The sequence below is a fragment of the Bacillus sp. NS1 genome (genome assembly GCF_058248265.1).
Genome location: NZ_JBZAZF010000001.1, coordinates 381478 through 399016, shown reverse-complemented (window position 1 = coordinate 399016; position 17539 = coordinate 381478). Strand labels below are relative to the sequence as shown.

Here is a 17539-nt window from a genome sequence, read left to right as displayed (position 1 = left end):
GATGGAAAAGAAGGCCTTTTTTCAACAGCTGGATGAACGAACCGATATCAGATACACAGACAGCGGGCTGAGAATATTCAGATTAAAATTCCCCCCCGCCCATCTGCGGCTGTGCAATGTGAAAATCGATTTTGGAAGCCGGGATGTCTGCTTACAGGCAGAATCAGACGACACGCTTCTTCCGTATGGCACAGCGCATTTTTTAGAGCATCTTCTTTTCTGGCACAATGGCCGCAATCTGTACAGTGATTTTTTTGCGCATGGCGCGCTTTTAAACGCGTTTACCACCTACACTGATACCAATTTCATGTTTACCGCATTGCCGGATCGGCTCAGACAGACGATCCCCATCCTGCTTGATGCGCTATGGAACCACTCATTTGACAAGAAGATGATCACTCAGGAAAAAGCTGTGATTATAAGCGAAATTCAAACAGCACACCTCAATCATCAGCTCTCTTACCGTTATCAGCTGATCAGCATGCTTTCTCCCGCCTCACCTGCTGCCGTCTTCCCCGCAGGCAGAATCGAGGATATTGAGGCGCTGGACATTCGTGATTTACAAAAAGCCTACAAGGCCGCCTATCAGCCCCGGCGGATGACGCTGTTTTTGATTGGAGGCTCAGAAGACACAGAAACCCTTTTACCTCCTCACCTCCGGCTGGAAAAGCGCCCAGATCATAAAGCAGAAAGAAGAATCATCTCCGCATGCCCTCCACCATCCCTCTCACAAAAAATGGTGCTGGGTGATGAGGAGCGGATGGAAGACACATGGACCGGATTACAGGTCGGCGCAATTCCCGAGCAAAACGATCTGTTGACATTAAGGCTTTATTGGGACATCGCATCACGTATTCTATTTCAATTAGATTCACCTTTTTTTCAAGAGATTCAGCAAACGTACCGAATGGAAATCGACTGCTTATCAGCTGAGGCTCACATATATGAGGATGGCGGTTTTTTGATCCTTCACAGTCAAGGGGCGCATTCTTCGGCTTATATCGATGTCGCTTCCTACTTTGTCACACAGCAAAAACAACAGATTGCGGCCTGGCTCCAATACGGCAAGGATTCTTTGACGGACGCGATCATTTATGACAGCGATTATGTTCGTAAATGTTTCGAATGGGCGGCCGAGTGTGACAGGTGCGATTGCACATTTCTCGACATGTACAGAATCATTCATGATATGAATAGTCAGGATTTCTTGTCTCTCATTGATGTATTGGCATCTTCTAAAAAAGCGGTCATTCACGTTTCTCAGAAAGAGGCGATCGGACAATGACAAAAAGCGCTTTCTTTACCGTATTGTTACTGCTCGTGGGTATGGCGGCTTATTCCTTCGGCTGGGTTCAGGCCGTTGCCGAAGCCGCAGCGCAATATGTACAGATAATTAATAATGATGCTTTGCGGCTCGGACTGCTGGCTTGTATTGCTTCCGTTCTGATGCTGCCCGCTTTTCTCTACCTTCACTATGTCACCAAATCCGTGAAAAACATGACAGCAGCTTTTCAGAAACTCACACAGTCTCATCAAAGCTGCTGTGACTTCCAGCATCACAGATTGTGCAGCCGCTATGCAGAAGATGTCAAATCGCTGCGTAACAGCTATAAAAACATCCGCCAAACATACGTGATGGCTGCTGTATTATGCCAAGTCCTCATATTCGGCTGCATGTTCGAAATCGTCAAAGCCATCCCTTTCCGCCTTCATGCGCCCTCTGCCGTTTCAATGGGACTTGCGGTGTTACTGATTTTGTATTTATTGTTTTACATGCGAACGTACTTGCTGCAGCTTTTCCAGCATGGCACCCTATTCAAAAAAATTCTTGCGGGGGCGCTGGCAGGAGCCGGGATTTGGTGGATGCTCAGTTTTACCATAAGTGAACTGCTGTTTCTGATCATTCTGGCTGCGATCCAGCAGATCGGATCATTTATTTATAACCGATTCTCTTATCGCAACACCGCTTCTCTTGATCTATAAAATAGCTACATCGCAATCGCTGACGGACCCGTACCAACCGGAATCACCGTCACGGCTGCATAATCACTCGTGCGGTACACAGTCACAGTATTGTCGTTGGGCTGTGCCGCATAAATGTACTGATTGTCGGGTGTTACGGTTAACTCAAAAGCATTAGGAAATGATACGTTTGCAATGATGTTTTGTGTAGCGGTATCAACGACATATAAATTATCAATAAGAAACGGTACACTATAAGGCTCTAAAAAATAAGCTCTAGTGCTATCCGGAGAAAATACAATCGTCCTCAGAGTTTCAAATTGACGGTCAAAGTCTTCTCCTCTGAATAACGGTGACAAACTGATTTCCGTTACACCCTTCGGCCATAGTTCACCATTCATCACGTAAGCAAAATTACCAGCGTAAGGGGTTTGAATTAAACTAGGATATTCAAACGTATTGATGATACTTGCTACCAACTGGCCGGTATTCACATCAAATTTATCAACCGACCAACTACTCGTATTGGCAGTATAGACAAATTGCCCATTTGGATCTAGGGCAAAGTCTGCGGCGTCGGGTACTGAAAAAACATCACTGACTGCCTGAAGCGCAAGATCAATCGTATAAATAGAGCCGGCAGTCATCACATATGCCAATTCTCCTGCAGGATCAAATTGAATCTTTCTCGGCCCAGTGCCGACGGTTATTGTATTTGCCACGGTTAATGTTTGATGATCAACCACAGAAACTAGATTAGTATTTCCATGGAGGACATACGTATAAGCTTTATCTAGCGTGACCCCCAGATCAGTTGGCACAGACGTAAAAGGAATAGTTGCAACAACAATGTTAGCTGCCGCATCAATGACCGAAACTGTGCTGTCCCCTGAATTAGCTGTAAAGACATACGATTGAGGGTCTGGCGATGGCGGGAAAACAAGTGTCCCGGTCACCGTGAGCGGACTGCCGTAGAAAGGCGGCACAATGAGAAGATCTTCCACTGTCATTTGACTGAAATCAGGACAGCGGTCAAACTGTGCTGCATAATAAACGACTTGATCAATCTCTTCAGTATGAATCACAGAAACCGACCCATTCCCTTGTCCATATTGATTTCGTACAGGCGACACACTGACAAGAAGCGTAACGGTCCCTTGTACTCTCACAGCATATCGAACACCGATATCTTCTGTTTCCGGTCCAGTCTGGATTAAGCAAGGCTCACTGATACATGATAAATGATCTGTACTCCATGTAACCGCCGCAGCTGCTTCGGCAGAATCAACAGTGAACCCCTCCGGAATGTCAATCGGCACTTGAAATGGTGCTTCTCGGCTGATTTCCTCATCACAAAAACAGAAACAATTTTCCTGTAAAGCAGAAAGATCATTCTTTTTCATGATTTCACGTCCTTTTGAAATGCACAGCATGCAGTTGATTAAATCGTGATAGCTCCCGGTGAAACCCCAAGAGATATGACAGTCTCCACAGAGTAATCATCCGTGTTGTAAACAGTGATGCTCTGCTCCAGAACATGAGTTGCATACAGAAATTCGCCATTCGGGGTAAACGCATAGTCTCTTGCTGATTGTGGAACATTTCCTATAACGCCTGCTCCATTCGGACTGACAGAATATAAATTGCCAGTGAAGCTGTCATGTAAATACACCTCTGATCCACTCGTAAACATTACATATTGGCCGTCAGGCTCCAGCTCTTGGGTATTGCTGAGCGTAAACGAATTTAAATCAATAACCGTCAGATAATTGAATAAGAATTCTTGTTCTAATACATACGCATACCGCTCCGGAGAATCTGTTTCTATGGATGATACGATAAGGTCTCGTTCAATCGTTCCTATGACTTCACCGGTGGATAGGTCCACTTTTTGCACTATACCAAAATTAAGAACATAGGCGAATAACCCATTGGGATCAATTGCAATATCATACCCCTCCACAGGAATCGACCTATCCACAGCTAACGTATCAATTCCAATCACATAAATCACAGTACCGGCGAAAACATAAGCAAATTCATGATTAGGGATAAATCTAATCGATCGAGGCGGCTGATCCAGCAAAATAGATGCTGTCACTGTTAATGTGTCATAATCGATGACAGAAATCACATTATTGTTGGGATGTAAAGTAAACACAGAGCTTTTATCTGGAGTTATTTCAATACCTGTCGGCCGGTACGGAAGAGCAATCTTCGTCACAACAGTATGAGTGTTTGTATTAATCACAGAAACTGATTGATCACTTGGATTCGCTGTAAACGCATAAACGGGTTCGGGTTCCGTTTCTGGTACAAGCACAATCGTTCCCGTCACAGATAAAGGACTGCCGTAAAAGGGCGGAACAACAACAAGGTTCTCGATCGTGATGTCACTGAAATCCGGGCAATCCTCCGGTTCATCAGAGTAATAGACGATTTGGTTGATCTCTGCATTGTGAATAACGGAAACAGCCCCGTTCCCTTGTCCATATTGATTTCGCACAGGTGAGACACTGACGAGAAGCGTAACGGTTCCCTGCAGGCGCACTGCAAATTGGACACCGACCTCATCAGGCTCAGGTCCTGTCTGAATTAAGCAACGTTCACTGACACAAGAAAGGCTGTCTGCATTCCACGTGACATTTGCAACAGCTTCAGCCGGATCAACGACAAACCCCTCAGGCAATTCAATCGGTGCTTGAAACATGGCTTCGCGGCTTGTTTCTCCCTCACAAAAACATAAACATTCTTCCTGTGCGGCTTCTGCTTTTTCTTTAAAGGAAAGCTTGTTTTTTCTCATACCTTCACTTCCTTTTTAGACATACACTGCTCGCGCAGATATAACAGAATATGGAAGGTTGTTGTGTTTGCTTGTACAAATTGCCGAGGGTAAAAGCTTCTTTTTGAAATATATCCTCAACATGCGGTGTAACGAAAGAAAAGATTGCGGTTTTTTTGCGCTTCTCATAAGAATGATGATGATAAAATATGACATATATAGAATAATGAAGGGAGGGATTTGCAAACGTGACAAGTGTCATATCTTCTTCTTCCGTCGGAGAAAAGATTAACGAATGGTATATGTACATACGCCGATTCAGCATACCCGATGCAGAATATTTGCGAAGAGAAATCAAACAAGAGCTGGATCAAATGGGAGAAGATCAAGATCTTCATTTGTACTATTCACTGATGGAGTTTCGGCACAACCTGATGCTTGAGTACCTTGAACCATTAGAAAAAATGAGGATTGAGGAACAGCCTAGACTGTCTGATTTGCTGCTTGAGATTGATAAAAAACAGGCTCGTTTAACTGGGCTGCTTGAGTACTACTTTAATTTCTTCAGAGGCATGTATGAACTGGAACGCCGTGAATATGTATTAGCCATTCAGTTTTTTAAAAAAGCAGAGAGCAAACTGATTTTTGTAAAAGACAAAATTGATAAAGCTGAATTCTTTTTCAAAATGTCAGAAGTCTATTACTATATGAAACAAACTTATGTCTCCATGGACTATGCACGTCAAGCATTCGAAATATACAGTGAACAGACTACGTATGATATTAGAATGATTCAATGCCAGTCCTTATTCGGAGCTAACTTTTTGGATTTAAAACAATATGAGAAAGCAATTGCCCATTTTCAAAAAGCTTACTCACTTGCTGAAGCAGAGCAGCAGCCCCAATTAATGGGAAGAACGCTTTATAACATAGCGCTCTGCAAGCAAAATCAAAACAGTTTTGAATCAGCGATCGAGTATGTAAAAAAATCTATTCAAGTATTTGAAAGATCTAAAATGCTCCCTTCTCTGCCACAAGCCTTTTTCCTCATTACACAAATTTATTTTAAATTAGGTAAGATGGATAACGCTTGTGAATATCATATAAAAGGAAAAGAATATTCAACAGCAGCGGGAGACACTGTGTACTTAACGGAGTTTGAATTTTTGGAATCTTTATACTTGTCTGGACCAGATGAGGATCGGATAGAAAAATGTTTTGTATTTCTTGAAAGTAAAATGATGTATGCTGATATTGAAGACTTCGCACTTGATGTTGCTAAATATTATCATCAGCAGGAAGATTACAAAAAAGCATCTAATTACTTTTTAAAGGTTGAAGAGGCAAGACAGCACATTCAAGGGGGGGTGAATTTATATGAAATGGAAGTATAAATTATTACTCGCTTGTTTAGCTGTGAGTGCTCTATTTATCACAGTCGAAGTATCAAATTCATCAACAGAACATTTTGATGTTGCACAACGCGCCATGATCTAAACCCGCCGTCCATCGGCGGTTTTTTTGTCCCCTCTTTTCCCAGCCTTCCATTCCACGCTATCATTTTTTCAATACATCATTGGAGAGGATGCAAGGTATTATATCTCTGGAAAGTGTGAAAACCCACTTTAAACAGTGGCATCGAGAAAATGATGTCATGGAGTTCGAAACGTCAAGCGCGACAGTTGAACAAGCGGCTGAGACGATCGGCGTGATTCCGGCAAGGATCGCCAAGATCGACAACAAAAAGTTCAGGCAAACATTTGGCTTTAAAGCAAGAATGCTCTCTCCTAATGAGGTACTGGAGCAGACAGGCCATGAAATTGGAGGAGTTTGCCCGTTTGGATTGGCTCATGATCTTGAGGTTTATCTTGTTGTATCGCTGAAACGGTTTGAGACTGTTTTCCCCGCATGCGTCAAACTCCGCTATTGAATTAACACTGGAAGAATTATTCGAATTTCTTTCTCAAAAAAGTGGATTGATGTTTGCAAAGACTGGGAATAAAAAAACATCCAGACATAGTCTGGATGTTTACTTATTTCACAAACCCAAGCAGCATCTCACGGATGATTTTGCTGGCTGTGTTTGCCGTTTGTTCTGAGTGGTCATATACCGGTGCGACTTCCACTAAATCAGCGCCCTTCACGTTTACTTCTGAACGCGCGATTTCATGGACGGATGCAAGCAGTTCTTTAGACGTGATCCCCCCGGCGTCAACCGTTCCTGTTCCCGGTGCGTGCGCAGGGTCTAATACGTCAATGTCGATTGTGACATATACCGGACGGCCTGCAAGTTTCGGAAGCACTTCTTTCAGCGGTTCAAGCACTTCAAATTTAGAGATGTGCATGCCGTTTTCCTTCGCCCATTCAAACTCTTCCTTCATGCCGGAACGGATTCCGAATGAATACACATTTTGCGGTCCGATCAATTCTGCCGCTTTGCGGATCGGCGTAGAGTGAGAAAGCGGTTCCCCCTCATAATCAACGCGAAGATCTGTATGTGCGTCAAAATGGATAATCGCAAGGTCAGGATATTTCTTGTACATCGCTTTAATGACAGGCCATGACACGAGGTGCTCTCCGCCCATGCCCAATGGGAATTTCCCTTTTTCTAAAATGCTGTCCACATATTCTTCAATCATATCAAGACTTCTCTGCGGATTTCCGAACGGCAGCGGAATGTCGCCGGCGTCAAAGAAGTTCAGGTCGGCCAGATCACGGTCTAAATACGGGCTGTATTCTTCAAGGCCGATTGACACCTCGCGAATTCTGCTTGGACCAAAGCGTGAGCCTGGACGATAGCTGACCGTCCAGTCCATCGGCATGCCGTAAAGGATGGCGTCCGCCCCTTCCCACTCGGGACGGCTCGCGATAAATACTTTTCCTGAATAAGCTTCATCAAATCTCATCTATAATACCCTCGCTTTCCTGTAAAAAAGCGCAAGATTCGCTCCTGCGCCATACCTTCATTATTTAATCAGGTCACTCACAAATTTCGGCAGAACAAACGCCGCTTTATGAATATCTTTTGTGTAATATTTCGTATCAATATCGAAGAAACGGCTGTCTTCCACTGCAAGCGGATCATATTTTTTCGAGCCGATTGTAAATGTCCACAAACCGCTTGGATATGTTGGAATGTTCGCCGTATACAGTTTCGTAATCGGGAAGATTTCCTTCACGTCGCGCTGTACATTTGTGATTAATTCCGGTGTAAACCATGGGTTGTCCGTCTGAGCGACGAAAATGCCGTCTTCTTTCAGCGCCTTCGCGATTCCCGCGTAGAATCCTTTTGTAAACAGGTTTACAGCAGGTCCGACAGGTTCAGTTGAATCAACCATGATCACGTCATATTGATTTTCAGATTTCGCAATGTGCATAAATCCGTCATCCACCTGCACCTCAACGCGCGGGTCATCCAGTTTACCTGCAATAGAAGGAAGGAATTTTTTAGAGTATTCGATGACCTTGCCGTCAATATCAACAAGTGTCGCTTTTTTCACGCTCGGATGCTTCAGGATTTCTCTGATGACGCCGCCGTCACCGCCGCCGACAACAAGAACGTGCTCCGGATTTGGATGCGTAAATAATGGAACATGCGCCACCATTTCGTGGTAAACGAATTCGTCTTTTTCAGATGTCATCACCATGCCGTCCAAAAACAGCATGTTGCCGAACTCTTCTGTTTCCACCATTTCTAAATGCTGAAACTCCGTTTGTTCTGTATGTAACGTTTTATTAACCTTCAATGTAATGCCAAAGTTTTTTGTCTGCTTCTCTGTGTACCAAAGTTCGCTCAATTGTCATCTCCCTTTCAAGGCTGTATTCATTTATTGTAAGCGTCTTATCAGCTTTTATTCTCGGTTGAAATCTCATTTTCACCTAAGGAAAAAGTATAGAGGATGACGGGGAAAAAGTAAAGATACGTCCTTGTTCTGCGATGTTTAAAAACGGTCTTTTTTTCTCATAATAGTAGAAACATAAAAAAAGGGGGAACCCGTTGTGGATGCAATGACAAATAAACGGCTTAGACTGACGCTGAAAACCGTTCGCGCCTTTATCTTTTTAGGGGCTTTGGCGGCCTTGGCGGCAGCTGCTGTGTTTATGACTGTCATTTTGATAGCCAAATACCAGGGCGCTCCCTCGGTGCAAGTGCCGCAATCCACGATTTTGTATGCGAGTGACGGCTCAAAGCTCGGGGAAACGAATTACGGCGAAAAGCGCTATTGGGTCCCCTTAAAGGACATGAATCCGACGATTGTAAAAGCGACAGTGGCGGTTGAAGACCAGAATTTCTACGATCATCACGGCTTTGATTATAAACGTATGGCGGGTGCGGCGCTTGCTGACCTGAAAGCATTTGCCAAGGTTCAGGGCGCAAGCACCATCACCCAGCAATATGCGAGAAACTTATACCTTGAACACGATAAAACGTGGAAACGGAAATGGAATGAGGCGTTCTACACAATCCGTCTGGAACAGAACTATTCTAAGGACGAGATATTAGAAGGCTATTTAAATACGATTTACTACGGCCACGGCGCCTACGGCATTGAAGCCGCCTCCCGCCTGTATTTCGGCAAGCATGCGAAAAACCTGACGGATGCGGAAGCCGCGTTATTGGCGGGGATCCCGAAAGGCCCTTCCGGCTATTCGCCGTATGTCAATGAAACAAAGGCCAAGGAGCGCCAGAAAACGATTGTGCGGATGATGGAAAAACAGCGAATGATCAGCCATAGGAAAGCGGATGAACTGATCAAGGAACCTCTTTCCTATCAGCCTTTGAATAAACAAGTTTCCAAGAGAAAGGCCCCTTATTTCTATGACAATGCGATGAGAGAGCTGGAGAAAAAGCTCGGCATGACGCGGGAACAAATTGAAACGAGCGGGTTAAACGTTTATACAACAGTAGATAAACGGATGCAGCGCATCGCCGAGGAGACCATTACCGAAACCGTCAACGCCGGCTCTGACATTCAAGTCGGATTTTCAGCCATTGATCCGCGCACAGGAAACGTTCTCGCTCTTGTCGGCGGCAGGGATTATCAAAAAAGCCCGTTTGACCGGACGACACAGGCGAAGCGACAGCCTGCTTCGACGATCAAGCCGCTGCTGTACTATAAAGCGATTCAGAGCGGATTTACGCCAGTCACCTTGATGAAGAGCGAAGAAACTGAGTTTCAAATTGATGCAAAGGGAGAAACCTATTCTCCAAGCAACTATAACGGATACTACGCCAACAAGCCGATTACGCTTCTGCAGGCGCTGGCGCTTTCCGACAACATTTACGCTGTGAAAACACATCTCTTTCTAGGCACGAATAAGCTCGTACAGGCAGCAAAGGAATTCGGCATCACTGCACATCTTCAAGCACTGCCGTCCCTGGCGCTCGGCACCGAACCCGTTCGCCCGATTGAGATGGTCAACGCTTATGCCATGCTCGCAAATGGCGGGAAGAAAATCGAACCGACTTTTATTTCAAGAGTTACGGACGCGGCAGGACATGTGTTGTACGAAAACCCGAATCAACATAAACAGGTGCTTGATGAAAAAGCCGCCTTTGTCACGGCGAGTATGATGACAGGCATGTTTGATACGGATTTAAACGGCTATACGTCGGTAACCGGACGAACGATCACCAACCGCCTGACAAGAACGTACGCGGGAAAATCAGGAACCACCAGCGCAGACAGCTGGATGATCGGCTTCAATCCTAGGCTGGCCGCAGGTGTATGGACCGGCTATGACAAAAACAGCACCATTGACTCGGTCGAAGAAAAAAGCTACGCCAAAACGATTTGGGCTGACTTCATGGAAGATGCGCTTAAAGGAGAACCGGAAACTGCATTCAAACCGCCAAAAGGCGTAACCGGCGTGTATATTGATCCGGCAACAGGCTACACATCCGGCCCCGGCTGTGCAGCCAAACATTACACGTATTTTGTGAAAGGCACTGAGCCATCAAACGTATGCTATGGGGCAGAACCAGCAAAACAAACAAAAGAGCTGCATCCAGTCAAAGAGAAGCCCGCTTCCCCAAAAAAATGGTGGGACAAATGGCTGGGGCGGAATCATTGAAATAACCCGGCTCCTCAGAGGCCGGGTTATTCGTATGGTTCCTTCATCATCCATGGAAGCCATGTTACGCAATCAAATCCAGTCACCCGTTTCGACATCATATCTCCCTAAAAATGAAAAACCCCGAGTCTTGTTTCGGCTCGGGATTTTCCATGTCCTATTTCTGTATCACCAGTTTACTCAATGTTTACGAAAAATAGTTCAAATTTTCTAAAAGTTCACAGAAAGTTCACAAATTAATTATTTTCCGGAAGCAGGCCTGTTTTTAATTCATCTGAAGACCGGTCCCATAGGCCCTGATCATGATTTTTCAAAAACTCGCCGAGCACACGCTTCGAGCTGTCGTCCATTTTATCAATGATAATTTTCCGTTTCATTGATTTATCCATTAGATTCACATGCTCAGGCAGCGATTTGTAGCCTCTTCTGATGCTTCTGTCGACCGTCATTTCACAGGCTGTCACCCCTGCGTAATAAGGCCCCTCTTCTCTTCTGTCAATCGTCACCCACACAAGCCAGTATGGTTTGCCGTTTGGAACTTCTTCTTTATTCGGCAGAAATTTAATTCCTTTTTCAACGGTGCTGCGGGCGTGCATGGCGCCAATATCAACGAATGCTTCTTTTTCCTCTACGTCTACGAATACGGGAGAAATGTTATCGAGGCTGAGTGCCCCTACACCGAAGCCGCCGTGTCCGTCTGTCGGGTCACTTTTGATAATATTAAACCCGATTGATTTTTTCTTTTTTTCTTCCATGAGTTCTACCTCCTACAAAAGCGGTTGAAATATTGCTGAAAACAGCTTTAAAATCGAATCTCTTCCGGCATTGAGCATCGGCCAAAGCACGTAAGATCCGAGCGGTGTCACAAACAGAACCAAAAAGACGATAAAGCCGTAGCTTTCCGCCTGCGTCATCTTGGCACGGACCCCCGGCGGAACTAGATCTTCAATAATCCGATAGCCATCGAGCGGAGGAAGCGGCAGCAGATTAAATAAAAACAAGACAAGGTTCAGCTGTATCCAAATGGAAAAAAACTGATCCAGCCCCGTGCTGAACGCCGCAAACAGCTCCATTCCGTATGCATGCATCAACACTAACAAAAAGAAACCGATAAACGCAAGAATCAGGTTACTGACGGGTCCGGCGATAGATACGAGCACACCGGCAAGCCTCGGTTTCTTAAAGAAGCGGCGATTAACGGGAATAGGGCGCGCCCATCCGAAGCCGGCCACCAAGATCAAAATGGTTCCGAACGGATCAAGGTGTTTAATGGGATTGAGCGTCAGCCTTCCTTGTCTTTTCGCCGTATCGTCACCGAATTTGTATGCGACATAAGCGTGGGCAAGCTCGTGCATCGTAAACGACACAATTAACGTGATGACGAGGTATGGCATTAAAGATAACGGATAATATAAAAAACGGTCCAAGTGAGATATCCCTCTTTCTAAAAATGCAAGAATTTACTTTATTCAGTATACTATAAGAAGCCTCTTTTTCTAAAGAGAGGAAACGAGATAAAGGAGGATTCAGCACCCATGCCATACGTAACCGTCAAAATGCTCGAAGGCCGTACAGACGAGCAAAAACGCAATCTTGTCGAGAAAGTAACAGAAGCTGTAAAGGAAACTACAGGTGCTTCTGAAGAAAAAATTGTTGTATTTATAGAAGAAATGAGAAAAGACCATTATGCCGTCGCAGGCAAACGCCTGAGTGATATGGAATAGTCTCTATAAAGCCGGGGCTTTGCGCACCGGCTTTTTCTATTCCTATTGGGTCAGCTTCTCAATAATCGCTAAGAATGTCTTTTTCTCTTCGGCTGTCAAACGTTCAAACATGCCGTCAATCAGCTGCTGGCGGTTTTCGATCATTTGCTCAGCCGCTCCCCGGCCCGATTCAGAAAGCGTAATCCATACAGTACGGCGGTCATTGTTATTTCTGGATCTCTCAATAAACCCCTCCTGTTCTAAATGGTTCAGAGCGGTTGTTGTGGCAGAGGGAGACAGTGTGACTTCCTTCAGAATATCCTTTATGGTGCAGCTCCCATGTCTGTATATGATCCGCAAAATAAATCCTCTTACATTATTTACGTGTTTCGGAACGGTGGCTTCATCTAATTGCTTCGTGCTTTTCAAATATTTTGTAAGTGCGTGATCCAGCAAATTTGCTTCCAGTTTGTCATGGTCCATGTAGATTTCCCCATTTCGAGATGCATTCATAACATACGAACGATATGATTTACTTATTATTTTACTGATTCCGGATAGGGAAAGTCAAAAAAGCAAAATGAGAATTCACAGCTTTTCTCCTAGATCCTTCGATTTTTCACCTGTTTGACAAGGTTATCTTTAAACGTCTGAAAAGGAACGTGTTCATTCTGCTGATCTCCGAATTGGCGGACGTTTACTGCGCCTTCCTGTTCTTCATGATCCCCTAGCACCAGCACGTACGGGATTTTCTGCACCTGTGACTCTCTGATTTTGTAGCCCAGCTTCTCATTGCGCTCATCAATGCCAGCTCTTATCCCCAGCTGCTTCAGCTCTGCCTGCACCTTTCTGCAATAGTCCAAATGAACGTGCGAAACCGGTATGATTTGAACCTGAATCGGTGCGAGCCAGGCTGGGAATGCCCCGCCGAAATGCTCGATTAAAATGCCGAAGAAACGGTCGATTGAGCCGAATACCGCTCTGTGTATGACAACAGGACGAACCTTTTCATTGTGTTCATTAATATATGTTAAATCAAATTTTTCCGGCATTTGAAAATCAAGCTGAATTGTCGCACATTGATGGCTTCGTTTCAGGGCATCCCTTATGTGAAAATCAATTTTCGGACCGTAAAACGCTCCATCGCCTTCATTGATCTCATAAGGCAGACCGAGCTCCTCAAGGACGTTTGCCAAGGCACGTTCCGAAGCTTCCCAAAGGCTGTCATCGCCTAACGAATCCTCCGGGCGAGTCGAGAGTTCGACAGAATACTCGAAGCTAAATGTACGATATACCTCATCAATCAATCCAATCGCTTCTTTGATCTCACTCTCAATCTGATCCTCCCGAACAAAGATATGGGCGTCATCCTGGCAGAACGTCCGGACGCGAAGCATTCCGTTTAGAGCGCCGCTGTATTCATGGCGATGCACCTGGCCAAATTCCGCCATGCGAATCGGCAGATCCCGATACGAATATAGGCTGTTTTTAAAGATGAGCATATGTCCGGGACAATTCATCGGCTTCATTGCGAAACTTGTATCATCCACTTCTGAAAAATACATATTGTCGCGATAATGGTCCCAGTGTCCTGACTGCTCCCATAACCGCTGATTCATCATAAACGGCGTACGCACCTCATCGTAGCCGGCCTTTGTTTGCAGCTCACGCGAGAAGCGTTCCAGTTCATTGCGGACAATCTGCCCTTTCGGCAAGTAAAACGGCATCCCCGGCGCTTCTTCAGAAAACATAAACAGCCCTAGTTGTTTGCCCAGCTTGCGGTGGTCTCGTTTTGCCGCTTCTTCCAGCATATGCAGATGCGCATCGAGATCTTTTTTCTTGTGAAACGCAACCCCGTACACCCGCTGCAGAACTTCATTTTCGCTGTCTCCGCGCCAATAAGCGCCCGATAATCTTGTCAGTTTGAACGCCTTGATCATTCCTGTAGAAGGAAGATGCGGCCCGCGGCACAGATCAATGAATTCTCCCTGCTGATACAGCGAGATATCCTCTCCGCGCGGAATATCCTTCAAAATCTCCAGCTTAAACGGCTCACCTTTTTTGGCAAACAGCTCTTCAGCCTCTTCGTAGGAAACCTCAATTCGTTTAATTTCCAAGTTTTCATTTATAATGTTTTTCATTTCTTTTTCGATGGTTTCTAAGTCTCCTGATGTCAAGCTTTGCTCAAGCTTCATGTCATAGTAGAAGCCGTCTTCAATCACTGGACCTATCCCCAATGACACTTCGCCGTGCAGACGTTTCACCGCTTGAGCCAGTACGTGCGCTGATGTGTGGCGAAGCACCTGCAAGCCTTCTTGGGAATCAAGTGTGATAATCGAAAGCTCAGCATCCTCCTCCAGCTTGAAACTGAGATCGACGAGCTTGCCGTTAACCTGACCCGCTGCCGCCTTCTTTTGCAGACTGGAACTGATAGAACCAGCTGCTTCTTTGATTGTGATGCCTTTCGGATATTCCTTGATCTGTCCGTCCGGAAGCTGAATGTGTACATGTTTACTCATTTTTAAACACTCCTTCATAATTGTTTATATAAAAAAACACACCCGTCCCGCTGTAAGGGACGAGTGTGTGATTAACCCGTGGTTCCACCCAAATTTCCGACAAACGCTATGTTGTCGGCTTGGTGCTGTAACGCAGCATAGACGGCATTGGATACTTTAATTCCCCAATGCTGCTCCAAGGCGGTAAATGATCATCCTAAGCTGGGAAGCTCTCACCTTTCCTTCCCTCTCTGAAAACCGTAATGATTATTCATGTCCTTTTCATTGCATGTATTTAGTTATAAAAAAACACACCCATCCCTCTAAAAGGGACGAATGTGTTTATTATCCGTGGTTCCACCCAAATTCCCGATCAACACATATAGTAAGTGTATCGGCTTTAAGGTGCTGTAACGCAGCATGACGGTATCAGATACTTGATTTCCCCGATACGGCTCAAAGGCGGTAAGCTGCTTTCCCTGCGTTAGGAAGATCTCAGCTGTCCTTCCCTCTCTGGAAACCGTAAAAAGCATCTCATGTCCTTATCAGCGCCTGTATACATTACTGATCGTTTGGTATTTCATATATTTTACAATACATTTCCTGATACAGCAATCTGTTTTGTTAAAAAAAGCAAAAGAAACGGTTCATTTCTTTTGCTTGGTATGGTTAACAAATCTGCTTCAGTTCCTCTATGTATTGAAGCGCTTCGTCATATTCTTCATTTGTATACTTTTGCTTGCTTTTGATTGTAAAGACTTTTTCTTTCTTTTCCTCATCCTCAAGCCCGTCAAAGTAAAGGATCGTGGAAACCAGCTCTAAAAATCGTGATGAACGGTTGTTTACACTTTCGATATACCCTTTGATATCTGGCATATCTAAATCAGCATGGTCTAAAAATTCAGAGCCTGTCTCAGTCAGGGAATAACGGTATTGAAAGTAGCCGCCCTTTTTTTCCTTCACCTCATGCAGAAATCCAAGGTTGCACAGCTCTTCAATCTGGAGCGTCAGTTCCTCTGAATACGGTCCGTAAAAGTGAAAATCATATTTCTCATAGAAAGGAAACTGCATTTTCTTTGCGATATAAATCATTTTCTGCAGCTTCTTCCGCCCGATGATTTCTCCAGAATCCGAGAACACCTTCATCAGTTTTGCATGTTCTTTCAACAAATTCCCGACATCTCCTTTTTCCTTCTTTCCAATTTCTATGTCAGTCCCAGCAGCTGCCGGATTTTCATTTTCGCTTCCGGATGTTCAGAGCCGTCACAAATCAGGTCCTTCGGATAGTACAGCTTGTGGTCCGTCCGCCGTTTTCCGGAGATGGATTCCACAATAGCCGATTGTCTGGACAGCTCTTTAATTTGGCCGTTTTGCGTCAAGAGATGGATCGGCAGACGCTCCTCTTCCTCTCCAGGACGGTAAAAATCGTATGGCAGATCTGAAGAAGAATCAACGACCAAATAATAGCTCGGATCGATTCCCGCCTCTTTGAACAATGAGGTCAGCTCAAAATAAGCCGACATTTCTTCATTCGGATTGAATTCAACGTATTGGAACAGCTGGCGGTTAATGAATCTGCGGCACAAATCGGATAGAATCGAATCTTCTTCATCCTCCCAGGCCTGGAAGTAATACAAAATAATAGATTCATCCAGCTTCACATAATCCTCCAGTGTCAATTTCCCTTCAAAAATAGAATAGAAATGGACCGGAGCGTGAGTGAAGACATAGCCTTCATCGTGCAGCTGCTTCGCCCTGTGAAGAATCTTCGTTAAAATAACCTCTGCGCTTCTTGTCACAGGATGGAAATACACCTGCCAATACATTTGATAGCGGCTCATGATATAGTCTTCGACAGCGTGCATCCCGCTTTCTTTAATGACGATCTGATCCTCGCGCGGGCGCATCACCCGAAGAATCCGCTCCATATCAAAATGGCCGTAGCTGACGCCCGTATAATAAGCGTCGCGCTGCAGGTAATCCATGCGGTCTGCGTCTATCTGACTCGAAATCAGGCTGACCACTTGCTTGTTTTTATATGTTTTGGCAATGACTTCAGCAACATCCTGCGGGAAACTAGGGCTCACTTTTCTAAGCACCTGATTGACCTCTGTATCCCCCAAAATGATATCTCTTGTAAAATCTTCGTGGTCAAGGTGAAAGACTTTTTCAAATGAATGCGAGAACGGCCCGTGCCCGAGATCATGAAGCAGCGCCGCGGCCAAACAGAGTTCGCGCTCACTGTCATCCCATTCAGGGCGGCCTTTAAAGACGTCATCAACCATTCTCCTGACAATTTCATAGACACCGAGAGAATGGTTGAACCGGCTGTGCTCAGCGCCATGGAACGTCAAATACGTCGTGCCGAGCTGCTTGATTCTGCGGAGACGCTGAAATTCACGGGTCCCGATCAAATCCCATATCAGCTTGTCCCGTACATGAACATAGCGGTGCACCGGATCTTTAAACACTTTTTCTTCTGATAATTTTCCATTTGGATACGCCATCGTCATTCCCTC

General features: G+C 45.0%; 16 protein-coding genes, 1 pseudogene and 2 other annotated features. Of the genes and pseudogenes, 7 read left to right on the top strand and 10 right to left on the bottom strand.

Going from position 1 to position 17539, the window contains the following annotated elements:
* Position 1: 1 nt before the first annotated feature.
* On the top strand, positions 2 to 1285 hold the full coding sequence (locus AC4CV5_RS02025; protein ID WP_326222294.1) for a M16 family metallopeptidase: 1284 nt from the start codon (positions 2 to 4) through the stop codon (positions 1283 to 1285).
* Positions 1282 to 1983 (top strand): bacteriocin biosynthesis protein AlbG, encoded by a 702-nt coding sequence (locus AC4CV5_RS02020; protein WP_166847144.1) that lies wholly within the window; start codon positions 1282 to 1284, stop codon positions 1981 to 1983. Before AC4CV5_RS02025 ends, AC4CV5_RS02020 begins: the two co-directional genes overlap by 4 nt.
* Positions 1984 to 1988: 5 nt before the next feature.
* Here AC4CV5_RS02020 and AC4CV5_RS02015 read toward each other — a convergent pair whose 3' ends face one another.
* The gene (locus AC4CV5_RS02015; protein WP_490922008.1) at positions 1989 to 3365 is read right to left on the bottom strand and encodes a YncE family protein; all 1377 of its coding nucleotides are present in this window, start codon (positions 3363 to 3365) and stop codon (positions 1989 to 1991) included.
* Between the two features lie 38 nt (positions 3366 to 3403).
* Positions 3404 to 4765, bottom strand: a complete 1362-nt coding sequence (locus AC4CV5_RS02010; RefSeq protein ID WP_490922007.1) for a YncE family protein — start codon at positions 4763 to 4765, stop codon at positions 3404 to 3406.
* Between the two features lie 227 nt (positions 4766 to 4992).
* Between AC4CV5_RS02010 and AC4CV5_RS02005 the strand changes: the two genes are divergently transcribed.
* The 3 genes and pseudogenes from AC4CV5_RS02005 to AC4CV5_RS01995 all read left to right on the top strand — a co-directional run bounded on the left by AC4CV5_RS02005 (position 4993) and on the right by AC4CV5_RS01995 (position 6746).
* Positions 4993 to 6138 (top strand): response regulator aspartate phosphatase, encoded by a 1146-nt coding sequence (locus AC4CV5_RS02005; RefSeq protein WP_166847136.1) that lies wholly within the window; start codon positions 4993 to 4995, stop codon positions 6136 to 6138.
* On the top strand, positions 6122 to 6241 hold the full coding sequence (locus AC4CV5_RS02000) for a PhrC/PhrF family phosphatase-inhibitory pheromone (RefSeq protein WP_166847133.1): 120 nt from the start codon (positions 6122 to 6124) through the stop codon (positions 6239 to 6241). The genes AC4CV5_RS02005 and AC4CV5_RS02000 overlap by 17 nt, the downstream gene beginning before the upstream one ends.
* Before the next feature lie 100 nt (positions 6242 to 6341).
* Positions 6342 to 6746, top strand: a pseudogene (locus tag AC4CV5_RS01995) (YbaK/EbsC family protein).
* Between the two features lie 31 nt (positions 6747 to 6777).
* Here AC4CV5_RS01995 and speB read toward each other — a convergent pair.
* Together speB and speE are read right to left on the bottom strand one after the other, a co-directional pair.
* Positions 6778 to 7650: an agmatinase gene (gene speB, locus AC4CV5_RS01990; protein ID WP_166847130.1), complete on the bottom strand. Its 873-nt coding sequence runs from the start codon at positions 7648 to 7650 to the stop codon at positions 6778 to 6780.
* 60 nt (positions 7651 to 7710) lie between these two features.
* The gene (gene speE / locus AC4CV5_RS01985) at positions 7711 to 8541 is read right to left on the bottom strand and encodes a spermidine synthase (protein ID WP_166847127.1); all 831 of its coding nucleotides are present in this window, start codon (positions 8539 to 8541) and stop codon (positions 7711 to 7713) included.
* 202 nt (positions 8542 to 8743) lie between these two features.
* Here speE and AC4CV5_RS01980 point away from each other — a divergent pair, with 202 nt between their 5' ends.
* A complete protein-coding gene (locus tag AC4CV5_RS01980) occupies positions 8744 to 10819 on the top strand; it encodes a transglycosylase domain-containing protein (RefSeq protein ID WP_166847124.1) in 2076 nt (691 codons plus the stop codon).
* A 236-nt stretch (positions 10820 to 11055) separates the two neighbouring features.
* Here AC4CV5_RS01980 and AC4CV5_RS01975 read toward each other — a convergent pair whose 3' ends face one another.
* Both AC4CV5_RS01975 and AC4CV5_RS01970 read right to left on the bottom strand, forming a co-directional pair.
* Entirely contained in the window at positions 11056 to 11574 is a 519-nt protein-coding gene (locus tag AC4CV5_RS01975; protein ID WP_166847121.1) for a YwhD family protein, read from the bottom strand.
* A gap of 12 nt (positions 11575 to 11586) precedes the next feature.
* On the bottom strand, positions 11587 to 12246 hold the full coding sequence (locus AC4CV5_RS01970) for a site-2 protease family protein (protein ID WP_166847118.1): 660 nt from the start codon (positions 12244 to 12246) through the stop codon (positions 11587 to 11589).
* A gap of 108 nt (positions 12247 to 12354) precedes the next feature.
* On the opposite strand from AC4CV5_RS01970, the gene thmT reads away from it, so the two are divergent.
* Entirely contained in the window at positions 12355 to 12543 is a 189-nt protein-coding gene (thmT, locus tag AC4CV5_RS01965) for a 2-hydroxymuconate tautomerase (protein WP_003222038.1), read from the top strand.
* 42 nt (positions 12544 to 12585) lie between these two features.
* Here thmT and AC4CV5_RS01960 read toward each other — a convergent pair whose 3' ends face one another.
* The 4 genes from AC4CV5_RS01960 to AC4CV5_RS01945 form a co-directional block, all read right to left on the bottom strand.
* Entirely contained in the window at positions 12586 to 13005 is a 420-nt protein-coding gene (locus tag AC4CV5_RS01960; RefSeq protein ID WP_222142234.1) for a MarR family transcriptional regulator, read from the bottom strand.
* 119 nt (positions 13006 to 13124) lie between these two features.
* Complete coding sequence (gene thrS, locus AC4CV5_RS01955) at positions 13125 to 15041, bottom strand: threonine--tRNA ligase (RefSeq protein ID WP_222142235.1); 1917 nt, start codon at positions 15039 to 15041, stop codon at positions 13125 to 13127.
* Positions 15042 to 15093: 52 nt separating this feature from the next.
* Positions 15094 to 15315: a binding site (T-box leader), on the bottom strand.
* A gap of 30 nt (positions 15316 to 15345) precedes the next feature.
* Positions 15346 to 15578: a binding site (T-box leader), on the bottom strand.
* 111 nt (positions 15579 to 15689) lie between these two features.
* On the bottom strand, positions 15690 to 16190 hold the full coding sequence (locus AC4CV5_RS01950) for a YwgA family protein (protein ID WP_166847109.1): 501 nt from the start codon (positions 16188 to 16190) through the stop codon (positions 15690 to 15692).
* A gap of 35 nt (positions 16191 to 16225) precedes the next feature.
* A complete protein-coding gene (locus tag AC4CV5_RS01945; protein ID WP_166847106.1) occupies positions 16226 to 17527 on the bottom strand; it encodes an HD domain-containing protein in 1302 nt (433 codons plus the stop codon).
* Positions 17528 to 17539: the final 12 nt, after the last annotated feature.